The organism is Pandoraea cepalis, assembly GCF_902459665.1.
Taxonomy (GTDB): domain Bacteria; phylum Pseudomonadota; class Gammaproteobacteria; order Burkholderiales; family Burkholderiaceae; genus Pandoraea; species Pandoraea cepalis.
The window spans coordinates 64,123-82,809 of record NZ_CABPSL010000007.1; the positions used below are offsets into that span (position 1 = coordinate 64,123).

The following is an 18,687-nucleotide window of genomic DNA, read 5'->3' on the forward strand; positions in this document are numbered from 1 at the left end:
TGGGCGGTCGGGGATTTTCCCTTCCGCCGCCGCTCATTGACCCGTCAGGGCTTGTTGTTGAACATGTCCAGGATGCGCTGACGCTCCTGACGGTCCACCGGCGCGGGACTCGGCTGGGCGGGCATATGACCGGGCAGCGGTCCCGCCGACGGCCCCAAACCCGCCGAGCCGTCCGGCACGGTATCGGCGCTCAGGCCGACGGTACTCACCGCGCGTCCCGGCGGATAGTCGTCGAAGTAGTAATCGCCATTCGCCTGAATGATCCCCGGTGGTACCGCACGTGTCGATTCCGGCACACCACGCAAGGCTTTGGCCATGTAGTCGATCCAGATCGGCAGCGCCAGACCGCCCCCGGTTTCGCGGTCCCCCAGATTGCGTGGCTGGTCGAAGCCGATCCAGGCAACGCCAACCAACTGCGACTGAAAGCCGGCAAACCAGGCGTCGTGCGAGTCGTTTGTCGTTCCCGTCTTGCCTGCCAGATCACTGCGTTTGAGCACATTGGTCTTGGCGGCCGTGCCGCGCGTCGCAACGTCGTGCAACATCGAATCCATAATGAACGCGTTGCGCGCCGAAATGGCCCGGATCGATTCGTCGCCCGCAGTGGACGGCTTTTCCTCCATGATCACATTGCCCTTCGAATCGGTGATGCGCGCCACAATGAACGGATTTACGCGGAAGCCGCCATTGGCAAACACGGCGTAGGCGCTCGCCATTTGCAGTGGCGTGACCATCCCCGCGCCCAGCGCCATCGGCAGATAGGCAGGATGCTTGTCCGCCTCGAAGCCGAAGCGTCCAATGAATTTTTGTGCGTAGCCCGGGGTAATGCTCTGCAGGATACGAATCGACACGAGGTTGCGCGAGCGCATCAGCGCGACGCGCATCGGCATCGGCCCATCGAAGCCGCCGCCGTAGTTCTTCGGCTCCCACGGCTGCCCGCCTGTCTGCGCCGCCGAGAAGTACAGCGGTGCGTCGTTGATGATCGTTGCCGGTGCGAAGCCTTTTTCGAGCGCCGCCGAGTAAATGAACGGCTTGAAGCTGGAGCCCGGCTGACGCCAGGCTTGCGTGACGTGGTTGAACTTGTTTCGGCTGAAGTCGAAGCCGCCGACGAGCGAACGAATCGCGCCATTCTGCGGGTCGAGCGACACGAATGCCGCTTCGATGTCCGGCATCTGCACAATCCGCCAGTTGTGCTTCGCATCCTGGGTCACACGGATCACCGAGCCCGGGCGAATCTTCTGCTTCGGCTGGGCCTTCGCGCTCAATCCCGCCGCCGCGAAGCGCAGGCCCTCGCCGGTCACGGTCACGTCGTCACCGTTCAGGAGCACGGCTTTGACCTGCTGCGGCGATGACGAGAGCACGACGGCGGCGACCATATCGCCGCTGTCCGGATGCTCGACCAGCGTGTCGTCGATCAGTTGTTCGCGCTCGTCCTGGTCGTTTGGAAGGTCGATATTGGCTTCGGGCCCGCGATAGCCATGACGTAACTCGTAGGCCATGACGCCGGCGCGCAGCGCTTCGTAGGCAGCTTCCTGATCGGCCGAATTGATCGTTGTGTAGACGTTCAAGCCGCGCGTGTAGATCTCGTCCTTGAACTGCGCGTAGAGCAGCTGGCGAACCATTTCGGCCACGTACCCGGCATGAACGCTGAACTCGCTGCCCAGCCCGCGTACCACCAGTTCCTGCGCGATGGCCTGGTCGTATTCGGACTTCGAGACGTACCCAAGGTCGTACATGCGCTTGAGGATGTACTCCTGGCGGATGCGGGCGCGCTTGTAATTGACGATCGGGTTATAGGCCGAAGGGGCCTTGGGCAGGCCGGCGAGCATGGCGGCCTCGGCGAGCGTGATGTCCTTCAGATCCTTGCCGAAATAAACCCGCGCAGCGCTGGCGAACCCATAGGCGCGTTCGCCGAGATAGATCTGATTCATATAAAGCTCGAGAATCTGATCCTTCGTGAGGCGCGACTCGATCTTGTAGGCGAGAAGCGCTTCGTAGATCTTGCGCGTGTAGGTCTTTTCGCTTGAGAGGAAGAAGTTGCGCGCGACTTGCATCGTGATCGTGCTGGCGCCTTGCGCGGATCCACCACGCGCGAAGTTGGCGACGCCCGCGCGGAAGATGCCGATGAAGTCGACCCCGCCGTGCTGATAGAAGCGGTCGTCCTCGATGGCGAGGACGGCCTTCTTCATCACGTCGGGAATATCGGAGAAGCGCACCAGATTACGGCGCTCTTCACCGAACTCGCCGATCTGGATGTCGTCGGCGGTGTAGATGCGCAGCGGAATCTTCGGCCGGTAGTCCACGATCGTGTCGAGCGACGGCAATTGCGGCGTCATCACCACCAGGATGTACCCCGCGAGCAGCGCGCCACACACGACCATCGCGGCGAACAGGCCAGCGAACCACAGCGTAATACGCAGCCAGAGAGAGCGGCGCGGCGTGGGTGGGCGCTTGTCGCGGGGTGTCTCGGTTTGGGGTGTGCTTGCCATGGGGGAACCGGAAAAATCAATGAACCGATTATAACGAACGACTCGACGCCTCTCGCCGCAGCCCCCCGAAATCGGAGTTCTGGCCTATGGGGTATAGGAGTCGGACGAGAAAGTACCGGCGCGGATTCCTAAACCGCGTCGCGTTGGCCCGGCGGCCGTGAGGATTCGGACTGGTCCGATTGGGCTGCTGCGTCGCGCTGGATAGCATCGATGACATCGACTGGGTGAGAGACGGGAGGATGTCATGATCGAAGCAGTTCTGCGCGGTGTGCGCCACATGGGCAGCCAACTGGCGGCGGCGTTGCCGCGTGCCGGGGGCGGCGGTTGCGGTATTCATTTCGACGCTGGCGGCATGCATTTCGTTCGCCTGACCCGGGTGGCCGGACCCGCGCAGTTGCGTCTGGACGCCTGCGGGACTGCCGTGCTCGAGGACGACATATTGCGCGGCGCATCGGTTGTCAAGCCGGAGGCCGCCGCGCGTCGGCTGGAGGAGCTGCTGGAGCGACTCGGCACCCATGCGCAGGATCTGCGCGACGACACCCTCGTACTGGCACTGCCCGCCCACGGACTGAAAACGCAGGTCGTCGAGTGTCCGGAGGATTTGCCGCCGCGTGCGTTGCGAGCATGGTGCGAGCGCCGTGCCGCCTTGCTGCTGCCCGGTGACGGTGATCCCGCCTTGCGCCATCGCGTGGGCGTGACGTGGGCCGACCCGGGCAACTATCGGCTGCGGTTGTACGCCTGTGAGGCGGAACTGGTCGATAGCCGCGTCGCGGTGCTCGAAATGTCGGGACTTCGGGTGCATGCGACCGATGCGGCGCACGAGGCCGGGCGGCGGGCCTTCCGATGGGCATGGCCGGTCGGTGCCGAAGCCATCGCGCAGGCGTCGCCGCGGGCACCGATGGGGTTGCTGCAAATCGACGCGCATCACCTCGATCTATCGGTCTTTGATGGACACACCTGCGTGGCCGACGTCAGAGAACGTTTCGACGGTATCGGCGGCCATCCAGACGCGTTGGCAAGCGTGGTGCGCGAGTTGTCGGGCAAGCTGCCCGTCGCCGTAGGCGTCATGCACATCGCGACGCAAGGCGCGAGTCCTGGGGAACTCGTGGCGATCTGCGACGCGCTCGGCGCGGCCTGCGGTATCCCTGTGCGGCCATTCGATCCGCTGAGACGATTCGAATCGTCGCGCCCGCCCGGGCCACGACGCCAGACTTTCGCGCAGCGGACTGCGCTTGCCGTGCCATGCGGACTGGCGTTGCGTGCCATGTCGATGAGGGGCGTGACATGCGAATGAAGGTGCAATTTCCTCCACTCGATTTCCTCCCCACGCTCGCCCAGCGCCGGCAGCGCGAGTTTGCGCGGCAATGGCGAATATGGGGGTGCGTGGCCGCGTGTGGTGGGCTCGCATCGCTCGCGCCGATGGCTCGCGACATCTCCCTGCGCCAGCAAACGCAGGCGCAAGTGACGGCGCTACGTGCGGCAAGCGAGAAACTCGGCGGGCAGATCGCTGCGTTCGAGACGGCCGGGCGTGAGTTGGCGGCCATGGATGCCCATCGCCGGGCGGCCGCGGCGTTGATCGAGCGTCGGCAGCCCGTCGCAAACCGATTGCTCGACATCATGCGCGCGTGCGCCGACGGCGTGCGATTGACATCCGTAAAAATCGGCGAGGATCAAGCGCGCGTCGAGGGCTATGCAACGACGCAATCACGCGTGCGCGAAACGCAGAAGCGATTGCGGACGCTGCCATGGGTGCGCAAAGTCGCGGAAGTCGAATCGAGCGTGGTCCCGGAGGCCGTCAGGCGTCAGTGGGCCGGCGGAGCGACTCAGGCCTCTGTGCCGACCCTTCGCCGCTTCACATTGCGTATCGAACTCAAGCGTGCACCGAGGCCCGTTGCGCTTTCGGTCACCGCGGAGGTCGATGGGCTGCCGAGTGAGGAGGTGCCCGATGTACGGTGAACGCCCTCCGCCGGATGATGTCCGCGACATTTTTCGTGATGCAGCAGACCGCTGGCGTGCGCGATGGACGGCGTGGACGTCAGTCTCGCCGGCCGAGTGGGCGCCGCTGGTGCGCTGGGGACTGGCCATCCTTGCCTGGCTGTTGGGGCTGCTGGTGGCGTGGTCGGTCTGGTGGCTGGTCGGCCTGCCCGTAAGGGCAACCTTGCAGAAGGATCTTGGCGCCGAGCAGCAGAGGTGGGATCGGGCGAACGACGCCGCGCGTCGCTTACCCGCGTTGATGGCAACGCTGCGTGATGCCGAGGCCGAGACGATGGCTTGGCATCGCCGGCTTCCGCTCGCTGCACAGAGGGTGGGGGAAGCGGCAGCCGAGGCGAGCGAAGGCGCGGGCGCGTCGGCACGGCACTCGGCGGCATCCTCGCTACACGACCTCGCTGACGACACGCACTCGGCGTGGCGTGCCGATCTCGAGCGCCTTGCTGCACGTTCGGGCCTGACGCTGGAGGCAGCGCGGCCGGGGCCCGCCGCGTCGAGCGGGGACCTCGAAATCGAGCGTGCCGAAATGCGTGTCGGGGGGCGCGTCGCGAATTTGCTCGATTGGCTCGCCGAGGTCGACCGGATGCCTCGGCATCTATCGATCGAGCGCCTGTCTCTTCAGGGGCCGGCGTTGGGAACTTCCGGTGCGACGGTAGTGGCGGAGGCCGAGGCGGGGGTCACGGCCATGGTGGCCGCCTACGCCTGGCGACGTCCCGCAGACCTTCCCGGTATGCCTGCCGGGCGTTCCTTGCCGGCGTTACCGCCGCCAGCCCCGCCTTGGCAGATGCCGGCGGACACGATCGACGTGTTTCGTACGCCACTGACGCGCCGCTCAGCTCAGGACGCCGCGACGATGGCGGCGTCCGGCCTGCAGTCGTCGGTCGACGACGGCACGCCTGTCGGATCGATGCGTGCGGGATCGCGTCGGGTCGTGCTTCACCGGACGTCGGCAGCCGGATTGGCGGCGACCTGGAGCGAAGGTCCACCGCGACAGGGGCCGGCGGAGGAAGACTCCGACATGTTGAGCGTCGACGTGACGCTCCATGGCGTGGAGGCCGCCGATGCGTTACGGGCGTTCGCCCGTCTGACCGGGCGCAGTGTGGTGATTGGCGAGCGCGTCGTCGGGCGTCTCGACATGGAAGTGCAGCGCGTCTCGGCGGCTGTGGCGTTTGACGTCATGGTCCGGAGTGCCGGTCTCGGCGTTCAATCGTTGAACGGCGTCGACTGGATTGCCCCGCGTGCTGACCTGCTGGCTGACGAGCAGACGCAACTCGAAGCGGCCGCGAAGCGCGAGGCGTTGCTGCCGCTGGCCAGCCGTCGCTTCACGCTGAACTATCCGCGTGCATTGGCGCTGCGGGAGATCATCATGGGCGAAAAGGACCGCAAGGGGCAACGATTGTTGTCCGTGCGAGGCAGCCTGATTGCCGATCCGCGCACGAACCAATTGTTCGTGACCGATTTGCCGGAAAAGCTCGATGCGCTGGCTAAATTCATCGCACGAATCGACGTTCCGGTCCGTCAAGTGCTGATTGAGGCCCGCATTGTCGAGGCCGACGACCGCTTCAGCGAGTCGCTCGGTGTCAGGCTCACGGGACACCACGGTCGCGGCGAAGGCCAGCAGAAGCCCGGCGAGCGGCCGGCCGCGGAGGGGGCGCGGGGTGTCGGGGGCACGAATAACGGAGGGGGAACGCCATCGGGTAGTGCGCTCGACATTGGCTTGCCCGCGGCGGCGCTGGCCGGCGTGGTGCCGCCGAGCTTGGCGATCACGCTTTTTGGCCGCTCCGCCACGCGCTTGCTGCAACTGGAACTCTCGGCATTGGAGACAAGTGGGCGAGGTCGTGTCGTCTCCCGGCCTCGCGTGGTCACGGCGGACAAGGTTCAGGCACTCATTGAACAGGGCACGGAGCTGCCTTACCAGACGCAAAGTGGCCGCCGCAATGCAACGTCGATCCAATTCCGAAAGGCCACGTTGAGGCTCGAAGTGACGCCGCTCATTACCCCGGACGGTCAGGTGATTCTGGATGTCGACGTGCGCAAGGACAGTGTCGGGCAGGCGGTGGCACAGGGATTCGCCGTGGATACCCGACATGTCAAGACGCAGGTGCAGGTCGAGGACGGAGGGACGGTGGCCATCGGCGGGATCTACCAGGAAGAACGTCGCGACAGTCGAGCCGGCGTGCCGTGGTTGAGCGATGTGCCGTTGCTGGGCGCGCTGTTTCGCAACCGCGCCAACGAAGACCGCCGTACGGAGCTGCTGGTGTTTCTGACGCCCAGTGTGGTGCCCGAGGGCCGGAAGGGCGGCGAGGCCGAGGATAAGGGGGCCTCCTCAGGCGCCTCGCCCGAGCCCTCGAAAAACGACCTGCCGTCCGGTCATCCCCGGCTCACCGGAGTGCGCTCCGAGTTGACGCGTTCCGCACGCCCGACGCATATCCCGGTATCATCGGGGGCTGGAACCCAAATATCAGCGATTTATGCTGGAAAACGTAATACTTGTCGGACTGATGGGGGCGGGCAAGACCACGGTTGGGCGCGCAGTGGCGCGACGTCTTGGGCGGCAGTTCTATGACTCCGATCATGAGATTGAAGCGCGCACGGGTGTGCGCATTCCGATCATCTTCGAGCACGAAGGCGAGGACGGCTTCCGTCAGCGCGAAGCCCAGACCATCGACGAACTCACCCAACGCAGCGGAATCGTACTCGCCACCGGCGGGGGCGCGGTGCTGCGCGCGGAAAATCGCGAACACATCAAGTCGCGCGGCACGGTGGTCTATTTGCGCGCCAATCCGCATGACCTCTGGCTGCGCACACGTCGTGACAAGAACCGCCCGTTGCTGCAAACGGCCGATCCACGCGCGCGTCTCGAGCAGTTGTTCAAAGAGCGCGACGCGCTATATCGCGAGTGCGCGACCTTCGTCATCGAAACGGGGCGGCCGAGCGTGAATGCGCTCGTCAACATGGTGTTGATGCAACTGGAGGTCGCGGGAATCGTTCCCAGCAGCGCCGGTCTGCCATCCGATGCGCCTGACGATCGGCATGACGGCGTGCATGGCGACGAGCCGGACGGTGCGCACGGTGACGGTGAAGCCGCTCGGGCGGCCGGGGGCGACGCGAAGCTGGCGCAGGCCGAGCGCGATGATGCATCGCAGACAACGTCCGTATCGCCTGCGCCCGACACCTTTCCTCGCTGATAGCGCCGATATCGCTGACCATGACAACAAGCGGCATGAAGACCCTCAAACTCGATCTGGGCGAGCGCGCCTATCCGATCCACATCGGCACCGATCTGCTCACGCAGGAGGCCTTGTTCGCGCCGCACGTGCGCGGCACGCACGCCGTGATCGTGACGAACACGACCGTCGCCCCGCTTTATGCCGAGCGCGTCGCGGCAACGCTGCAACGGCTCGGAAAGCGTGTGGTCACCGCTGTGCTGCCCGACGGCGAGGCGCACAAGAACTGGCAAACGCTCAACCTGATTTTCGACGAACTGCTTGGCGCTCAGGCGGACCGCAAAGCGACATTGATCGCGCTGGGCGGCGGCGTCGTCGGCGACATGACCGGGTTTGCCGCCGCCTGCTACATGCGCGGTGTCCCGTTCGTGCAGGTGCCAACGACACTGCTTGCACAAGTGGATTCGTCGGTCGGTGGCAAGACGGGGATCAACCACCCACTCGGCAAGAATATGATCGGAGCGTTCTGGCAGCCGAGCGCCGTGCTGGCCGACATCGGCACGTTGTCCACGTTGCCGGATCGTGAGCTGGCCGCCGGTCTGGCGGAAGTGATCAAACATGGCGCGATCGCCGATGAACAGTACTTTGACTGGATCGAGGCGAATATCGAAGCGTTGAATGCCCGCGATACGGCGGCGCTGACCTACGCCGTGCAGCGCTCGTGCGAGATCAAGGCGCAGGTCGTCGCCAGCGACGAACGCGAACAAGGCCTGCGTGCCACGCTGAACTTCGGTCATACGTTCGGCCATGCCATTGAAGCGGGCCTCGGGTATGGCGAATGGCTGCACGGCGAGGCGGTCGGGTGCGGCATGGTCATGGCGTCCGATCTGTCGGCGCGTCTGGGCTTTATCGACGCGGCGTTTGTCCCGCGAATCAAGGCGCTGATCGTGGCGGCCAAGCTGCCGGTCACGGGGCCGGATCTGGGTGAGGATCGCTACATCGATCTGATGCGCGTCGACAAGAAGGCGGAAGGCGGGGACATCCGCTTCGTACTACTCAACCGGCTGGGGCAGGCGTTCATGACGGGCGTTCCCGAGGCCGAGCTTCGCGCGACGTTGCGCGCCAACATCTAGGAAAGGAGGGCTGGCGATGATCGATTACGAAGCGTCGCTTGCCTCCTACGCGGCGCGCTCGAGCGCGTCACGCGGACGGCGGTTTGCGGAACCTGCGCCTACGACGCGGACCGAATTTCAGCGCGACCGCGACCGCATCATTCATTCGACGGCGTTCCGCCGGCTCGAATACAAGACGCAAGTGTTCGTGAATCATGAGGGCGACCTGTTTCGCACGCGCCTGACACACAGTCTGGAAGTGGCGCAGATCGGCCGGTCGATCGCGCGAAATCTGCGCGTCAGCGAGGATCTCGTCGAGGCGATCGCACTGGCGCACGACCTCGGTCACACGCCCTTCGGTCACGCCGGGCAGGACGCACTCAACGCCTGCATGCAAGACTACGGCGGGTTCGAGCACAATCTGCAGAGCCTTGTCGTTGTCGACGAACTCGAAGAGCATTACGGCGGCTTCGACGGGTTGAACCTCTGTTTCGAGACGCGCGAGGGCATTCTCAAGCACTGTTCGCGCGCGAATGCGAGAGGGCTGGGTGAGCTTGGCGAGCGATTTCTGAAGGGGCGGCAGCCTGGGATGGAAGCGCAGATCGCCAATCTTGCGGACGAGATCGCTTACAACAATCACGATATCGACGATGGTGTGCGCTCCGGCCTGTTGTCGCTCGATCAACTCGACGACGTGCCGCTCTGGAAACGCTATTGCGCCGAGGCGCGGCTTGCATGGCCGGAAATTTCCGGCCGGCGGCTGGTGCACGAAACGACGCGACGGATTATCAATGCGCTGATCGTCGACCTGATCACGACCACGCGTCAACGCGTGGCCGACGCTTCGCCGTTCTCCATTGACGATGTGCGTGGCGCGGGACCGTTGGTGGCCTTTAGCGGCGAGATGCGCGAGCAGGCCGGGCGACTCAAGCGGTTTCTGTTCGAGAATCTATACCGGCACTATCTGGTGATGCGCATGGCAGCGAAAGCGCAGCGCATCGTTCAGGAGTTGTTCAACGCGTTTCTTGCCGATCCCCGCTTGCTGCCCCCCAACTACCGCACCGAGCACGCAGCGGATCAGCCACGCTGGATCGCGCACTACATTGCCGGAATGACGGATCGCTACGCAATCAAGGAATACAGCCGTCTCTTTACCATCGAGCCGACGCTCTGACGCGTGCCTCGGGAGACGATGCGAAACAGCCGGCTTTCGCCGGCTGTTTCGCTATTGCCACCTCGCGTGTGACGATGAGGGCCGGTATCCCGACGCATCACGTTCGATGTCTGCCGGTGCACAACGGCACCGCCGGCGAGTGAGTTAGCTGCGTCCCGCAATGAATCCGAGCACGAGCGCAACAGCCGCTACCGTGCCAACGGTCTGCCATGGGCGCTCGTGGACATAACCGTCGGCTTCTTCCCAGACCTCGTTGGCGCGACGGCGCAGGTTGGCGCGGGCATCGCCAAACTCGCTGCGCGCTTCACGAAGCTTGTCGCCGATCTCGGCGCGCAGCGCCTCAACATCCGATGCCGACTTCGCGTTGGACAGCGCGTGGTCCAGATCGTCGAGCAGATCGCGCACGCGTGAAGAGACGTCCTGACTCGCCAGACGTGCCGCGCGTGCGGTACGTCGGCCGGCAAAGCGCGCATCGTCAAGGCTGCTGTTGAGTACGGTTTCCGCTTTCGAGGCAATTCCCATTTTCAGACTCCCAAGAGGTGGTATTGAAATGCGGCGTCCGTCAGACTCGGGGAACGACGACGCCGGTGGAACCCTGAGGCGAACGGCCATTATGGCGCGACCGTTCGCGTGCGTACACCTTCAGAGACTTTCGGGAAGCGAAGAAAGTTGCGTCGCGTTGGCTGAAGATCGTGTGAGAATCGGCCGACATCGCGGCCGGAAATACGAAAACGCCGCACGGGGCGGCGTTTTCTGGACGGCTTGAATCGATTTCGTTGCGCCGAGACAGACCGAATGCAAGCGCTGGCGCGAGCCGGAAAGCTGGCTTGGCGCGGAACTTAGAAGCGGTAACCCAGCGACAGGAACGTGACCACCGGGTTCAGCTTGACCTTGGCTTCGCTGGTCGTGGTGATCGGGCCGCGGGTGGTCGTCAGCTTGGCGGTGGTGCTGACCGGGATGTACGACACGGAGAATGCGAGCGTCCAGTGCTTGTCCATGTTGTAGTTGATACCCGCGTTGAACACTGGCGCCCACGAATTGGTGAGCTTGGCCGTGGTGTTGCCGCCTGGGCCGCCCGTCAATGCATTGCTGGCCAGCGATTGGAAGCCCGGCGTCAGTTCAATGTTCGTGTACCAGGAGTAGCTGACCCCGAGGCCGAGGAAGGGACGCCATGTATCGTTTGCCTGTCCGAAGTAATACTTCAGCAACAAGGCCGGGCTCCACTGCTTGGCCGATGCCAGAGAACCGCCACCTGGCAGCGCGAGGTTGCCCTGTCCGTAGAGGCGGAACTTCGGCGCGAAGCCGGTGACGGCTTCCACGGCGATGTTGTCGGTAAAGAAGTGCGCAAACGTGAGGCCCGCGGTGTCGGCGTCGTCGACTTGGGCACCCGTATTGCCCAGTCGGCTATTCACTGCTGCGGCCAGACCCGGAACGTTCGATCCGGTCACATGCAGCGGATCGCTGGAAACCTGGGGCGAGAGGTGGAACCAGCCAAGGTTGACAACGTTATCGCCGGCTTGCTGTGCAAACGCGGCCCCGGACACCGTGAGCATGGCCACGGCAGCCATCGTCAAATGCTTCAACTTCATCGATTCGTCTCCTGCTCAAGATTCTTTATTGTCGAGAATTTCGGTAAATGAAATTCAGGGCCATTATGCCGACGGGGCATAGCAGCGGAAAGCAAGAGTCTGGAGTGCGCGCTCTAAAGGTGTTGTTTCCATGCATCGACTCATGGAATGCCCCTAGAAAAATGCGCTGGACGGGCGAAAAGCGCGCCCTGACACCCAGGGCACGCCTTTAGGATTTCACTGCGGAGTCCGATATGTCGAACGCATTCTGCGTCCCGCACGCTGAGTCTAGAACTTGTAGCCGAGCGAGACGAAGGTGACAATCGGGTTCAGTTTGATCTCGGCGTCGGAGGAGGAGAGGACCGTTCCGTCCTGCGCCTTGATCTTGATGTTCGCGGTGGTCTTGAGGGGAACGTAAGAAACCGAGGCGCTGGCGACCCAGTGTTTGTCGAAGGCATAGGACACGCCGGCATTGAAAACGGGTTGCCACGACGCCGACGATTTCGCTTCGACGGTGGTCGGCCCGTTATGCCCGGAAGTGAACGCGAGCACGCTGCCGAAATTCTGATTCAACGCCGCTTCGAAATTCGGATTGAGATTGACGTTCGTGAAGAACGTATAACTCACACCGACCCCCAGAAACGGGCGCCAGGTGGAATTGGCCTGGCCGAAGTAATACTGGAACACAAGCGCCGGACTCCATTGACGAACGCTCTGCACAATCGGATTGTTTTGTGGCGCGCCAAGGTCGATACTCGTGAGCGCGCCGGCCAGTCCCGGCGGTGCGATCACGCCTTGTCCGGTAAGCTTGAACTTGGCGGGAATGCCGGCAACCGTCTGTACGGCAATGTTGTCGGTGACAAAGTGGGTAATGACGAGGCCGAGCGTGTCGGCGTTACTGACCTTCGCTCCGCTTCCGGGGGACGTGAAGTTCGACGGCACCAGGCTTGGAGTGAGCCCTTCCTGGGTGACACTTGTGGTCATCGGCTTGCTGGAGTCTTGCGGCGCGATGTGAAACCATCCGAGATTGACGACGTTGTCGCCGGCTTGTTGTGCACTGGCGCGGGTGGGCGCCAGGGAAACGAAGAGTCCGAGCGCGCACAAGCACGCCGCGGACCGATAGGCCCGAGTTGTCATTTGTCTATCCTCCCAAGATTATTTATTTATTTTTCGATGCATTATGCGCTTGGGATTTCACGGCGCAATCGCCGTATCTAGAGCTTTTGTACGAATCAACGGGGTTTGGCTAGATATCAGTATTTAAAGGGGTTTTTATGATGAAACTCCCTCGACGATCGTGATATCGAGCTTTAAAGAATTACATTTGAATCCGCATGGCCCGATTACCGCGACTTTTCATTCCACGCCAACCGCAGCATGTGATTCTGCGCGGCAATAACCGGCAGGCGATCTTCGTCGACGACGAGGACAGGCGTGTATTTCACGACCGGTTGCGCGACGCCGCGCGCGCCAACGGACTGGCGATTCACGCCTGGTGCATGATGCCGAACCACCTGCATCTGGTTGCCACGCCCGCAGACGAGCGCAGCCTTCCGGCCACGCTTCAGGCCGTTGGTCGCTACTACGTGTTGTATTTCAACCGGCGTCACCAGCGCACCGGCACGCTTTGGGAGGGCCGGTATCGCGCCACGGTCATCGAAGCGGAACACTATCTGCTGCTTGCCAGCCGGTACGTCGAGCTCAACCCGGTGCGCGCGGGGCTGGCAGATGCCCCCGGGAATTACCGATGGTCGAGTTACCTCCATCACGTCGGCCTCACGGTCGATAGTCTGGTCACGGACCACGCGCTGTATTGGGCGCTTGGCAATACACCGTTCGAACGTCAACGTGCCTACGCCGAGGGGTTTTCGATCCCGCTGCCGGCACCTGAGATTGACGCATTGCGTACGGCAACGCAGAAAGGATGGCTGCTCGGCGGGCCCGATTATCAGGCTCGCATGTCACTTGCCGCCAACCGGCGCGTGAGTCCGCTCACGCGCGGTCGTCCTCGCAAAGCGATCTCGGACGCGCTCTGACACTGGCTGGCCGCAGGCCGGTTCCGGTCTGCTTCGCTTTCTCCAGCTATTTGAAATCACAGAATTTTTTGACGAGCACAGATCGGATCGAATTGATCTGACCCCAATAAAAATGGGTCTTCGATCAGCGTGGTTTTTAATGCGAATCTGACCCTATTAAATTGTTTTGTCTTTGTGAATTCCTTGGCGTATATTCCAACTTCGGCCGATTGGTGCGATGCGCAAAAGCGTGCGCGCTGAGTCGGCTCCCTGTGGCGACGCCCAAGAACGACCTTCGACGCGCGCGAATCCGCAGTCCTGGCCCACCCGGCCACCCCCACTTAACCCGGTCGAGCGCGACGAGCATGCGCGCGGCGACCTCGCCAAGAGACGGTGTAACTCGTGGAAAAGAAACAGCAACCGATTGCAGCGGCCGTAGCGATGCCGGGTGAGGCGTACGTGGCGCCGGACGCTCAGGGCATGTACGACCCGGCCAACGAACATGACGCCTGCGGCGTCGGCTTCGTGGCCCACATCAAGGGCGTGAAGAGTCACGCCATCGTCGAGCAGGGCCTGAAGATTCTCGAAAACCTCGATCACCGGGGCGCCGTGGGCGCCGACCCGTTGATGGGTGACGGGGCCGGCATCCTGCTCCAGATTCCCGATCAGTTCTACCGCGAAGAGATGGCCCGGCAAGGCGTGACCCTGCCGCCGGCCGGCGAATACGGTGTCGGCATGATCTTTCTGCCGAAGGAACACGCGTCGCGTCTGGCCTGCGAACAGGAACTCGAGCGGACCGTGAAGGCCGAGGGGCAAGTCGTGCTGGGCTGGCGCGACGTCGCGATCGATCGCGACATGCCGATGTCGCCCAACGTGAAGGCGACCGAGCCGGTGATCCGTCAGATCTTCATCGGCCGTGGGCAGGACATCATGGTGACGGACGCCCTCGAGCGTAAGCTGTACGTCATCCGCAAGACGGCAAGCCATCGCATTCAGGCGCTCAAGCTCAAGCACGGCAAGGAATACTTCGTGCCGTCGATGTCGGCGCGCACGATCGTCTACAAGGGGCTGCTGCTGTGCGACCAGGTCGGCCGCTACTACCGCGACCTGGCCGATCCGCGCACCGTCTCGGCACTCGCCCTCGTTCACCAGCGTTTCTCGACGAACACGTTCCCGGCATGGGAGCTGGCGCACCCGTACCGAATGGTCGCGCACAACGGTGAAATCAACACCGTCAAGGGTAACGTCAACTGGATCAACGCCCGCACGGGCGCGATCTCGTCGGCCGTGCTCGGCGACGATCTGCAGAAGCTGTGGCCGCTGATCTACCCGGGCCAGTCGGACACCGCATCGTTCGACAACTGCCTCGAAATGCTCACGATGGCCGGCTATCCGCTCGCCCACGCCGTGATGATGATGATCCCGGAAGCCTGGGAGCAGCACACACTGATGGACGACAACCGCCGCGCGTTCTACGAATATCACGCCGCGATGATGGAGCCGTGGGACGGCCCTGCCGCCATCGCCTTCACCGACGGTCGTCAGATCGGCGCGACGCTCGACCGTAACGGTCTGCGTCCGGCGCGCTTTGTGATTACCGACGACGACATGGTCATCCTGGCCTCGGAATCGGGCGTGCTGCCGATTCCCGAGTCGAAGATCGTCAAGAAGTGGCGCCTGCAGCCGGGCAAGATGTTCCTGATCGACATGGAGCAGGGCCGCATCATCGACGACAAGGAGCTCAAGGACAACCTCGCCAACGCGAAGCCATACAAGAGCTGGATCGACGCCGTGCGCATCAAGCTCGACGAGATCGAGCCGAAGGTCGAAGAGGCCGGTGTGCATCACGATTCGGCCACGCCGCTGCTCGATTTGCAGCAGGCCTTCGGTTACACGCAGGAAGAAGTGAAGCTGCTGATGACGCCGATGGCGATCAACGGCGAAGAAGCCGTGGGCTCGATGGGCAACGACAGCCCGCTCGCGGTCATGAGCAACAAGAACAAGACGCTCTATCATTACTTCCGCCAGTTGTTCGCCCAGGTGACGAACCCGCCGATCGATCCGATCCGCGAGAACATGGTGATGTCGCTGGTGTCGTTCATCGGCCCGAAGCCGAACCTGCTCGACACGAACAACATCAACCCGCCGATGCGTCTCGAAGTGTCGCAGCCGGTGCTGGACTTCAAGGAAATCGCGAAGATCCGTCACATCGACAAGTACACCGGGGGCAAATTCCGCTCGTACGAGCTGAACATCTGCTATCCGGTCGCGTGGGGCAAGGAAGGCATTGAAGCGCGCCTCGCGTCGCTGTGCGCCGAAGCCATCGACGCGGTGAAGTCGGGCTACAACATCCTCATCGTGTCGGACCGCCTGACGAATCGCGAACAAGTCGCCATCCCGGCGTTGCTCGCGACCTCGGCCGTGCACCAGCATCTGGTCGCGCAAGGTCTGCGCACGAGCACCGGCCTCGTGGTCGAAACCGGTTCGGCGCGCGAAGTGCACCACTTCGCATTGCTCGCGGGCTACGGCGCGGAAGCCGTTCACCCGTACCTCGCGATGGAGACGCTCGCACAGATCGCCCGCAAGCAAGGCGGCGACCTCACGCCCGAGAAGGCGGTCAAGCACTTCGTCAAAGCCGTGGGCAAGGGCCTGCACAAGGTCATGTCGAAGATGGGCATCTCGACGTACATGTCGTACACCGGCGCGCAAATCTTCGAAGCCATCGGCTTGTCGCAGGAACTGGTCAAGAAGTACTTCCAGGGCACGGCGTCGAACGTCGGCGGTATCGGCATTTTCGAAGTGGCCGAGGAAGCGGTGCGTCTGCATCGCGACGCCTTCAGCGACAACCCGGTGCTCGCAAACATGCTCGACGCCGGTGGCGAGTACGCGTTCCGCATTCGTGGCGAAGACCATATGTGGACGCCGGACGCCATCGCCAAGCTCCAGCACTCGACCCGTTCGAACTCGTACCAGACGTACAAGGAATACGCGAACCTCATCAACGACCAGAGCAAGCGTCACATGACGTTGCGCGGTCTGTTCGAGTTCCGCGTCGATCCGCAGCGCGCGATTCCGCTCGATCAGGTTGAATCGGCCAAGGACATCGTGAAGCGTTTCGCCACCGGTGCCATGTCGCTCGGCTCGATCTCGACCGAAGCGCACGCCACGCTGGCCGTGGCCATGAACCGTATCGGCGGCAAGTCGAACACGGGCGAGGGCGGCGAAGATGCGCGCCGTTATCGCAACGAGCTGAAGGGAATTCCGATCAAGAAGGGCGAATCGCTCGCATCGATCGTGGGGCACGACGTCATCGAGGCGGATATCGAACTTCAGGACGGCGATTCGCTGCGCTCGAAGATCAAGCAGGTGGCCTCGGGCCGCTTCGGCGTGACGGCTGACTATCTGGTCTCGGCCGATCAGATCCAGATCAAGATGGCGCAGGGTGCGAAGCCGGGCGAAGGCGGTCAGTTGCCGGGTCACAAGGTGACCGAATACATCGGCAAGCTGCGTTACTCGGTGCCGGGCGTCGGCCTGATTTCGCCGCCCCCGCACCACGACATCTACTCGATCGAAGATCTGGCGCAGCTCATCCACGATCTGAAGAACGTGAATGCCTCGTCGTCGATTTCGGTGAAGCTCGTGTCCGAGGTGGGCGTGGGGACGGTCGCCGCCGGTGTCGCGAAGGCCAAGGCCGATCACGTGGTGATCGCCGGTCACGACGGTGGCACGGGCGCTTCGCCCCTGTCGTCGGTGAAGTACGCCGGCACGCCGTGGGAGCTGGGCCTGGCCGAGACGCAACAGACGCTGGTGCTCAATCGCTTGCGCGGTCGTATCCGTGTGCAGGCCGACGGTCAGATGAAGACCGGTCGCGACGTGGTGATCGGCGCACTGCTGGGTGCCGACGAATTCGGCTTCGCGACGGCGCCGCTCGTCGTCGAGGGCTGCATCATGATGCGCAAGTGCCACCTGAACACCTGCCCGGTGGGCGTGGCGACGCAAGACCCGGTGTTGCGCAAGAAATTCCAGGGCAAGCCGGAGCACGTGGTCAACTACTTCTTCTTCGTGGCCGAAGAAGTGCGCGAAATCATGGCGCAACTGGGCATCTCGAAGTTCGACGATCTGATCGGCCGCGCTGACCTGCTCAACACCCGCGCGGGCGTGGAGCACTGGAAGGCGAAGGGCCTGGACTTCGCGCGCATCTTCCATCTGCCGGAAATGGAAGCGGACGTACCGCGTCTGCATGTCGAAACGCAAGATCACGGTCTGGCCGCCGCACTCGATCACGCGCTCATCGAAAAGGCGCTGCCGGCGCTCGAGAAGGGCGAGCATGTCTCGTTCATTCAGCCGGTGCGCAACCGTAACCGTACGGTCGGCGCGATGCTTTCGGGCGAAGTGGCCAGGCGTTACGGCCATGACGGCCTGCCGGACGACACGATCCACGTGCAGCTCAAGGGCACGGCCGGCCAGAGCTTCGGGGCGTTCCTCGCGCGCGGCATCACGCTCGATCTGGTAGGCGACGGCAACGACTATGTGGGCAAGGGCCTGTCGGGCGGGCGCATCATCGTGCGTCCGACCAACGACTTCCGGGGCAACGCCGAAGACAACATCATCGTGGGCAACACCGTGATGATCGGCGCCATCGAAGGCGAAGCCTTCTTCAATGGCGTGGCCGGCGAACGTTTCTGCGTGCGGAACTCGGGCGCCACCGCCGTGGTGGAAGGCTCGGGCGATCACGGTTGCGAATACATGACCGGCGGTACGGTGGTCGTGTTGGGCGAGACCGGGCGTAACTTCGCGGCGGGGATGTCGGGCGGTGTGGCCTACGTGTACGACGCTGACGGCACGTTCGCCGCCAAGTGCAACACCGCGATGGTCGCTCTCGACCCGGTGCTGCCGCACGGCGAGCAGGAGCGCACGGTGAGCCAGGGATTGTGGCATCGCGGCCAGACCGACGAGGCGCAACTGCGCGAGCTGATCGAGCGTCACTTCCAGTTCACGGGCTCGACACGCGCCAAGGCGCTGCTCGAAGACTGGGACGGCGCGCGCCGCAAGTTCGTGAAGGTGTTCCCGAGCGAATACAAGCGAGCCCTCGGCGATATGGCCAAGGCCAACGAAAAACAAGCACTGGCGGCCTGAAGCCGCTGGCGCGGCGGCGCCACGGGGTGAGGGCCCCGAT

General features: G+C 63.4%; 11 protein-coding genes and 1 pseudogene. 8 read left to right on the forward strand and 4 right to left on the reverse strand.

Features of this window, described 5'->3' with window-relative positions; genetic code table 11:
* Positions 1–44: 44 nt before the first annotated feature.
* Positions 45–2,486, reverse strand: coding sequence for a penicillin-binding protein 1A (locus PCE31106_RS11165; RefSeq protein WP_150563296.1), 2,442 nt, complete (start codon positions 2,484–2,486; stop codon positions 45–47).
* Between the two features lie 244 nt (positions 2,487–2,730).
* Between PCE31106_RS11165 and pilM the strand changes: the two genes are divergently transcribed.
* The 6 genes and pseudogenes from pilM to PCE31106_RS11195 all read left to right on the forward strand — a co-directional run bounded on the left by pilM (position 2,731) and on the right by PCE31106_RS11195 (position 9,928).
* A complete protein-coding gene (gene pilM / locus PCE31106_RS11170; protein ID WP_150563297.1) occupies positions 2,731–3,780 on the forward strand; it encodes a pilus assembly protein PilM in 1,050 nt (349 codons plus the stop codon).
* Positions 3,781–3,782: 2 nt separating this feature from the next.
* Positions 3,783–4,442, forward strand: a complete 660-nt coding sequence (locus PCE31106_RS23990; RefSeq protein ID WP_157211563.1) for a PilN domain-containing protein — start codon at positions 3,783–3,785, stop codon at positions 4,440–4,442.
* Positions 4,432–7,041, forward strand: a complete 2,610-nt coding sequence (gene pilQ, locus PCE31106_RS11180) for a type IV pilus secretin PilQ (protein WP_174975114.1) — start codon at positions 4,432–4,434, stop codon at positions 7,039–7,041. Before PCE31106_RS23990 ends, pilQ begins: the two co-directional genes overlap by 11 nt.
* Positions 6,947–7,465, forward strand: a pseudogene (locus PCE31106_RS11185) (shikimate kinase); the annotation flags it as partial. The gene pilQ and the pseudogene PCE31106_RS11185, both read left to right, overlap by 95 nt.
* Positions 7,466–7,698: 233 nt before the next feature.
* Positions 7,699–8,775 carry a 3-dehydroquinate synthase gene (gene aroB / locus PCE31106_RS11190; protein ID WP_017235766.1) on the forward strand — a complete coding sequence of 359 codons (1,077 nt, stop codon included), beginning with the start codon at positions 7,699–7,701 and terminating at the stop codon, positions 8,773–8,775.
* A gap of 16 nt (positions 8,776–8,791) precedes the next feature.
* Entirely contained in the window at positions 8,792–9,928 is a 1,137-nt protein-coding gene (locus PCE31106_RS11195) for a deoxyguanosinetriphosphate triphosphohydrolase (RefSeq protein WP_017235765.1), read from the forward strand.
* Between the two features lie 144 nt (positions 9,929–10,072).
* On the opposite strand, the gene PCE31106_RS11200 is transcribed toward PCE31106_RS11195, so the two are convergent.
* The 3 genes from PCE31106_RS11200 to PCE31106_RS11210 form a co-directional block, all read right to left on the reverse strand.
* Positions 10,073–10,450, reverse strand: coding sequence for an ElaB/YgaM/YqjD family protein (locus PCE31106_RS11200; RefSeq protein ID WP_165385382.1), 378 nt, complete (start codon positions 10,448–10,450; stop codon positions 10,073–10,075).
* A 317-nt stretch (positions 10,451–10,767) separates the two neighbouring features.
* On the reverse strand, positions 10,768–11,517 hold the full coding sequence (locus tag PCE31106_RS11205; protein ID WP_150563302.1) for an OmpW/AlkL family protein: 750 nt from the start codon (positions 11,515–11,517) through the stop codon (positions 10,768–10,770).
* Between the two features lie 267 nt (positions 11,518–11,784).
* On the reverse strand, positions 11,785–12,633 hold the full coding sequence (locus tag PCE31106_RS11210; protein WP_017235762.1) for an OmpW/AlkL family protein: 849 nt from the start codon (positions 12,631–12,633) through the stop codon (positions 11,785–11,787).
* A gap of 197 nt (positions 12,634–12,830) precedes the next feature.
* On the opposite strand from PCE31106_RS11210, the gene PCE31106_RS11215 reads away from it, so the two are divergent.
* Both PCE31106_RS11215 and PCE31106_RS11220 read left to right on the forward strand, forming a co-directional pair.
* Positions 12,831–13,532, forward strand: coding sequence for a transposase (locus PCE31106_RS11215; protein WP_017235761.1), 702 nt, complete (start codon positions 12,831–12,833; stop codon positions 13,530–13,532).
* A gap of 420 nt (positions 13,533–13,952) precedes the next feature.
* Positions 13,953–18,647: a glutamate synthase-related protein gene (locus PCE31106_RS11220; protein ID WP_150563391.1), complete on the forward strand. Its 4,695-nt coding sequence runs from the start codon at positions 13,953–13,955 to the stop codon at positions 18,645–18,647.
* Positions 18,648–18,687 lie beyond the last annotated feature (40 nt).

Excerpts from the sequence above, each read along its gene's own strand:
- pilM (WP_150563297.1), top strand. The coding sequence starts at position 2,731 with ATGATCGAAGCAGTTCTGCGCGGTGTGCGCCACATGGGCAGCCAACTG.
- PCE31106_RS11215 (WP_017235761.1), top strand. The coding sequence starts at position 12,831 with ATGGCCCGATTACCGCGACTTTTCATTCCACGCCAACCGCAGCATGTG.
- pilQ (WP_174975114.1), top strand. The coding sequence starts at position 4,432 with ATGTACGGTGAACGCCCTCCGCCGGATGATGTCCGCGACATTTTTCGT.
- PCE31106_RS11210 (WP_017235762.1), bottom strand. The coding sequence starts at position 12,633 with ATGACAACTCGGGCCTATCGGTCCGCGGCGTGCTTGTGCGCGCTCGGA.
- PCE31106_RS11200 (WP_165385382.1), bottom strand. The coding sequence starts at position 10,450 with ATGGGAATTGCCTCGAAAGCGGAAACCGTACTCAACAGCAGCCTTGAC.
- aroB (WP_017235766.1), top strand. The coding sequence starts at position 7,699 with ATGAAGACCCTCAAACTCGATCTGGGCGAGCGCGCCTATCCGATCCAC.
- PCE31106_RS11220 (WP_150563391.1), top strand. The coding sequence starts at position 13,953 with ATGCCGGGTGAGGCGTACGTGGCGCCGGACGCTCAGGGCATGTACGAC.
- PCE31106_RS11205 (WP_150563302.1), bottom strand. The coding sequence starts at position 11,517 with ATGAAGTTGAAGCATTTGACGATGGCTGCCGTGGCCATGCTCACGGTG.
- PCE31106_RS11195 (WP_017235765.1), top strand. The coding sequence starts at position 8,792 with ATGATCGATTACGAAGCGTCGCTTGCCTCCTACGCGGCGCGCTCGAGC.
- PCE31106_RS11165 (WP_150563296.1), bottom strand. The coding sequence starts at position 2,486 with ATGGCAAGCACACCCCAAACCGAGACACCCCGCGACAAGCGCCCACCC.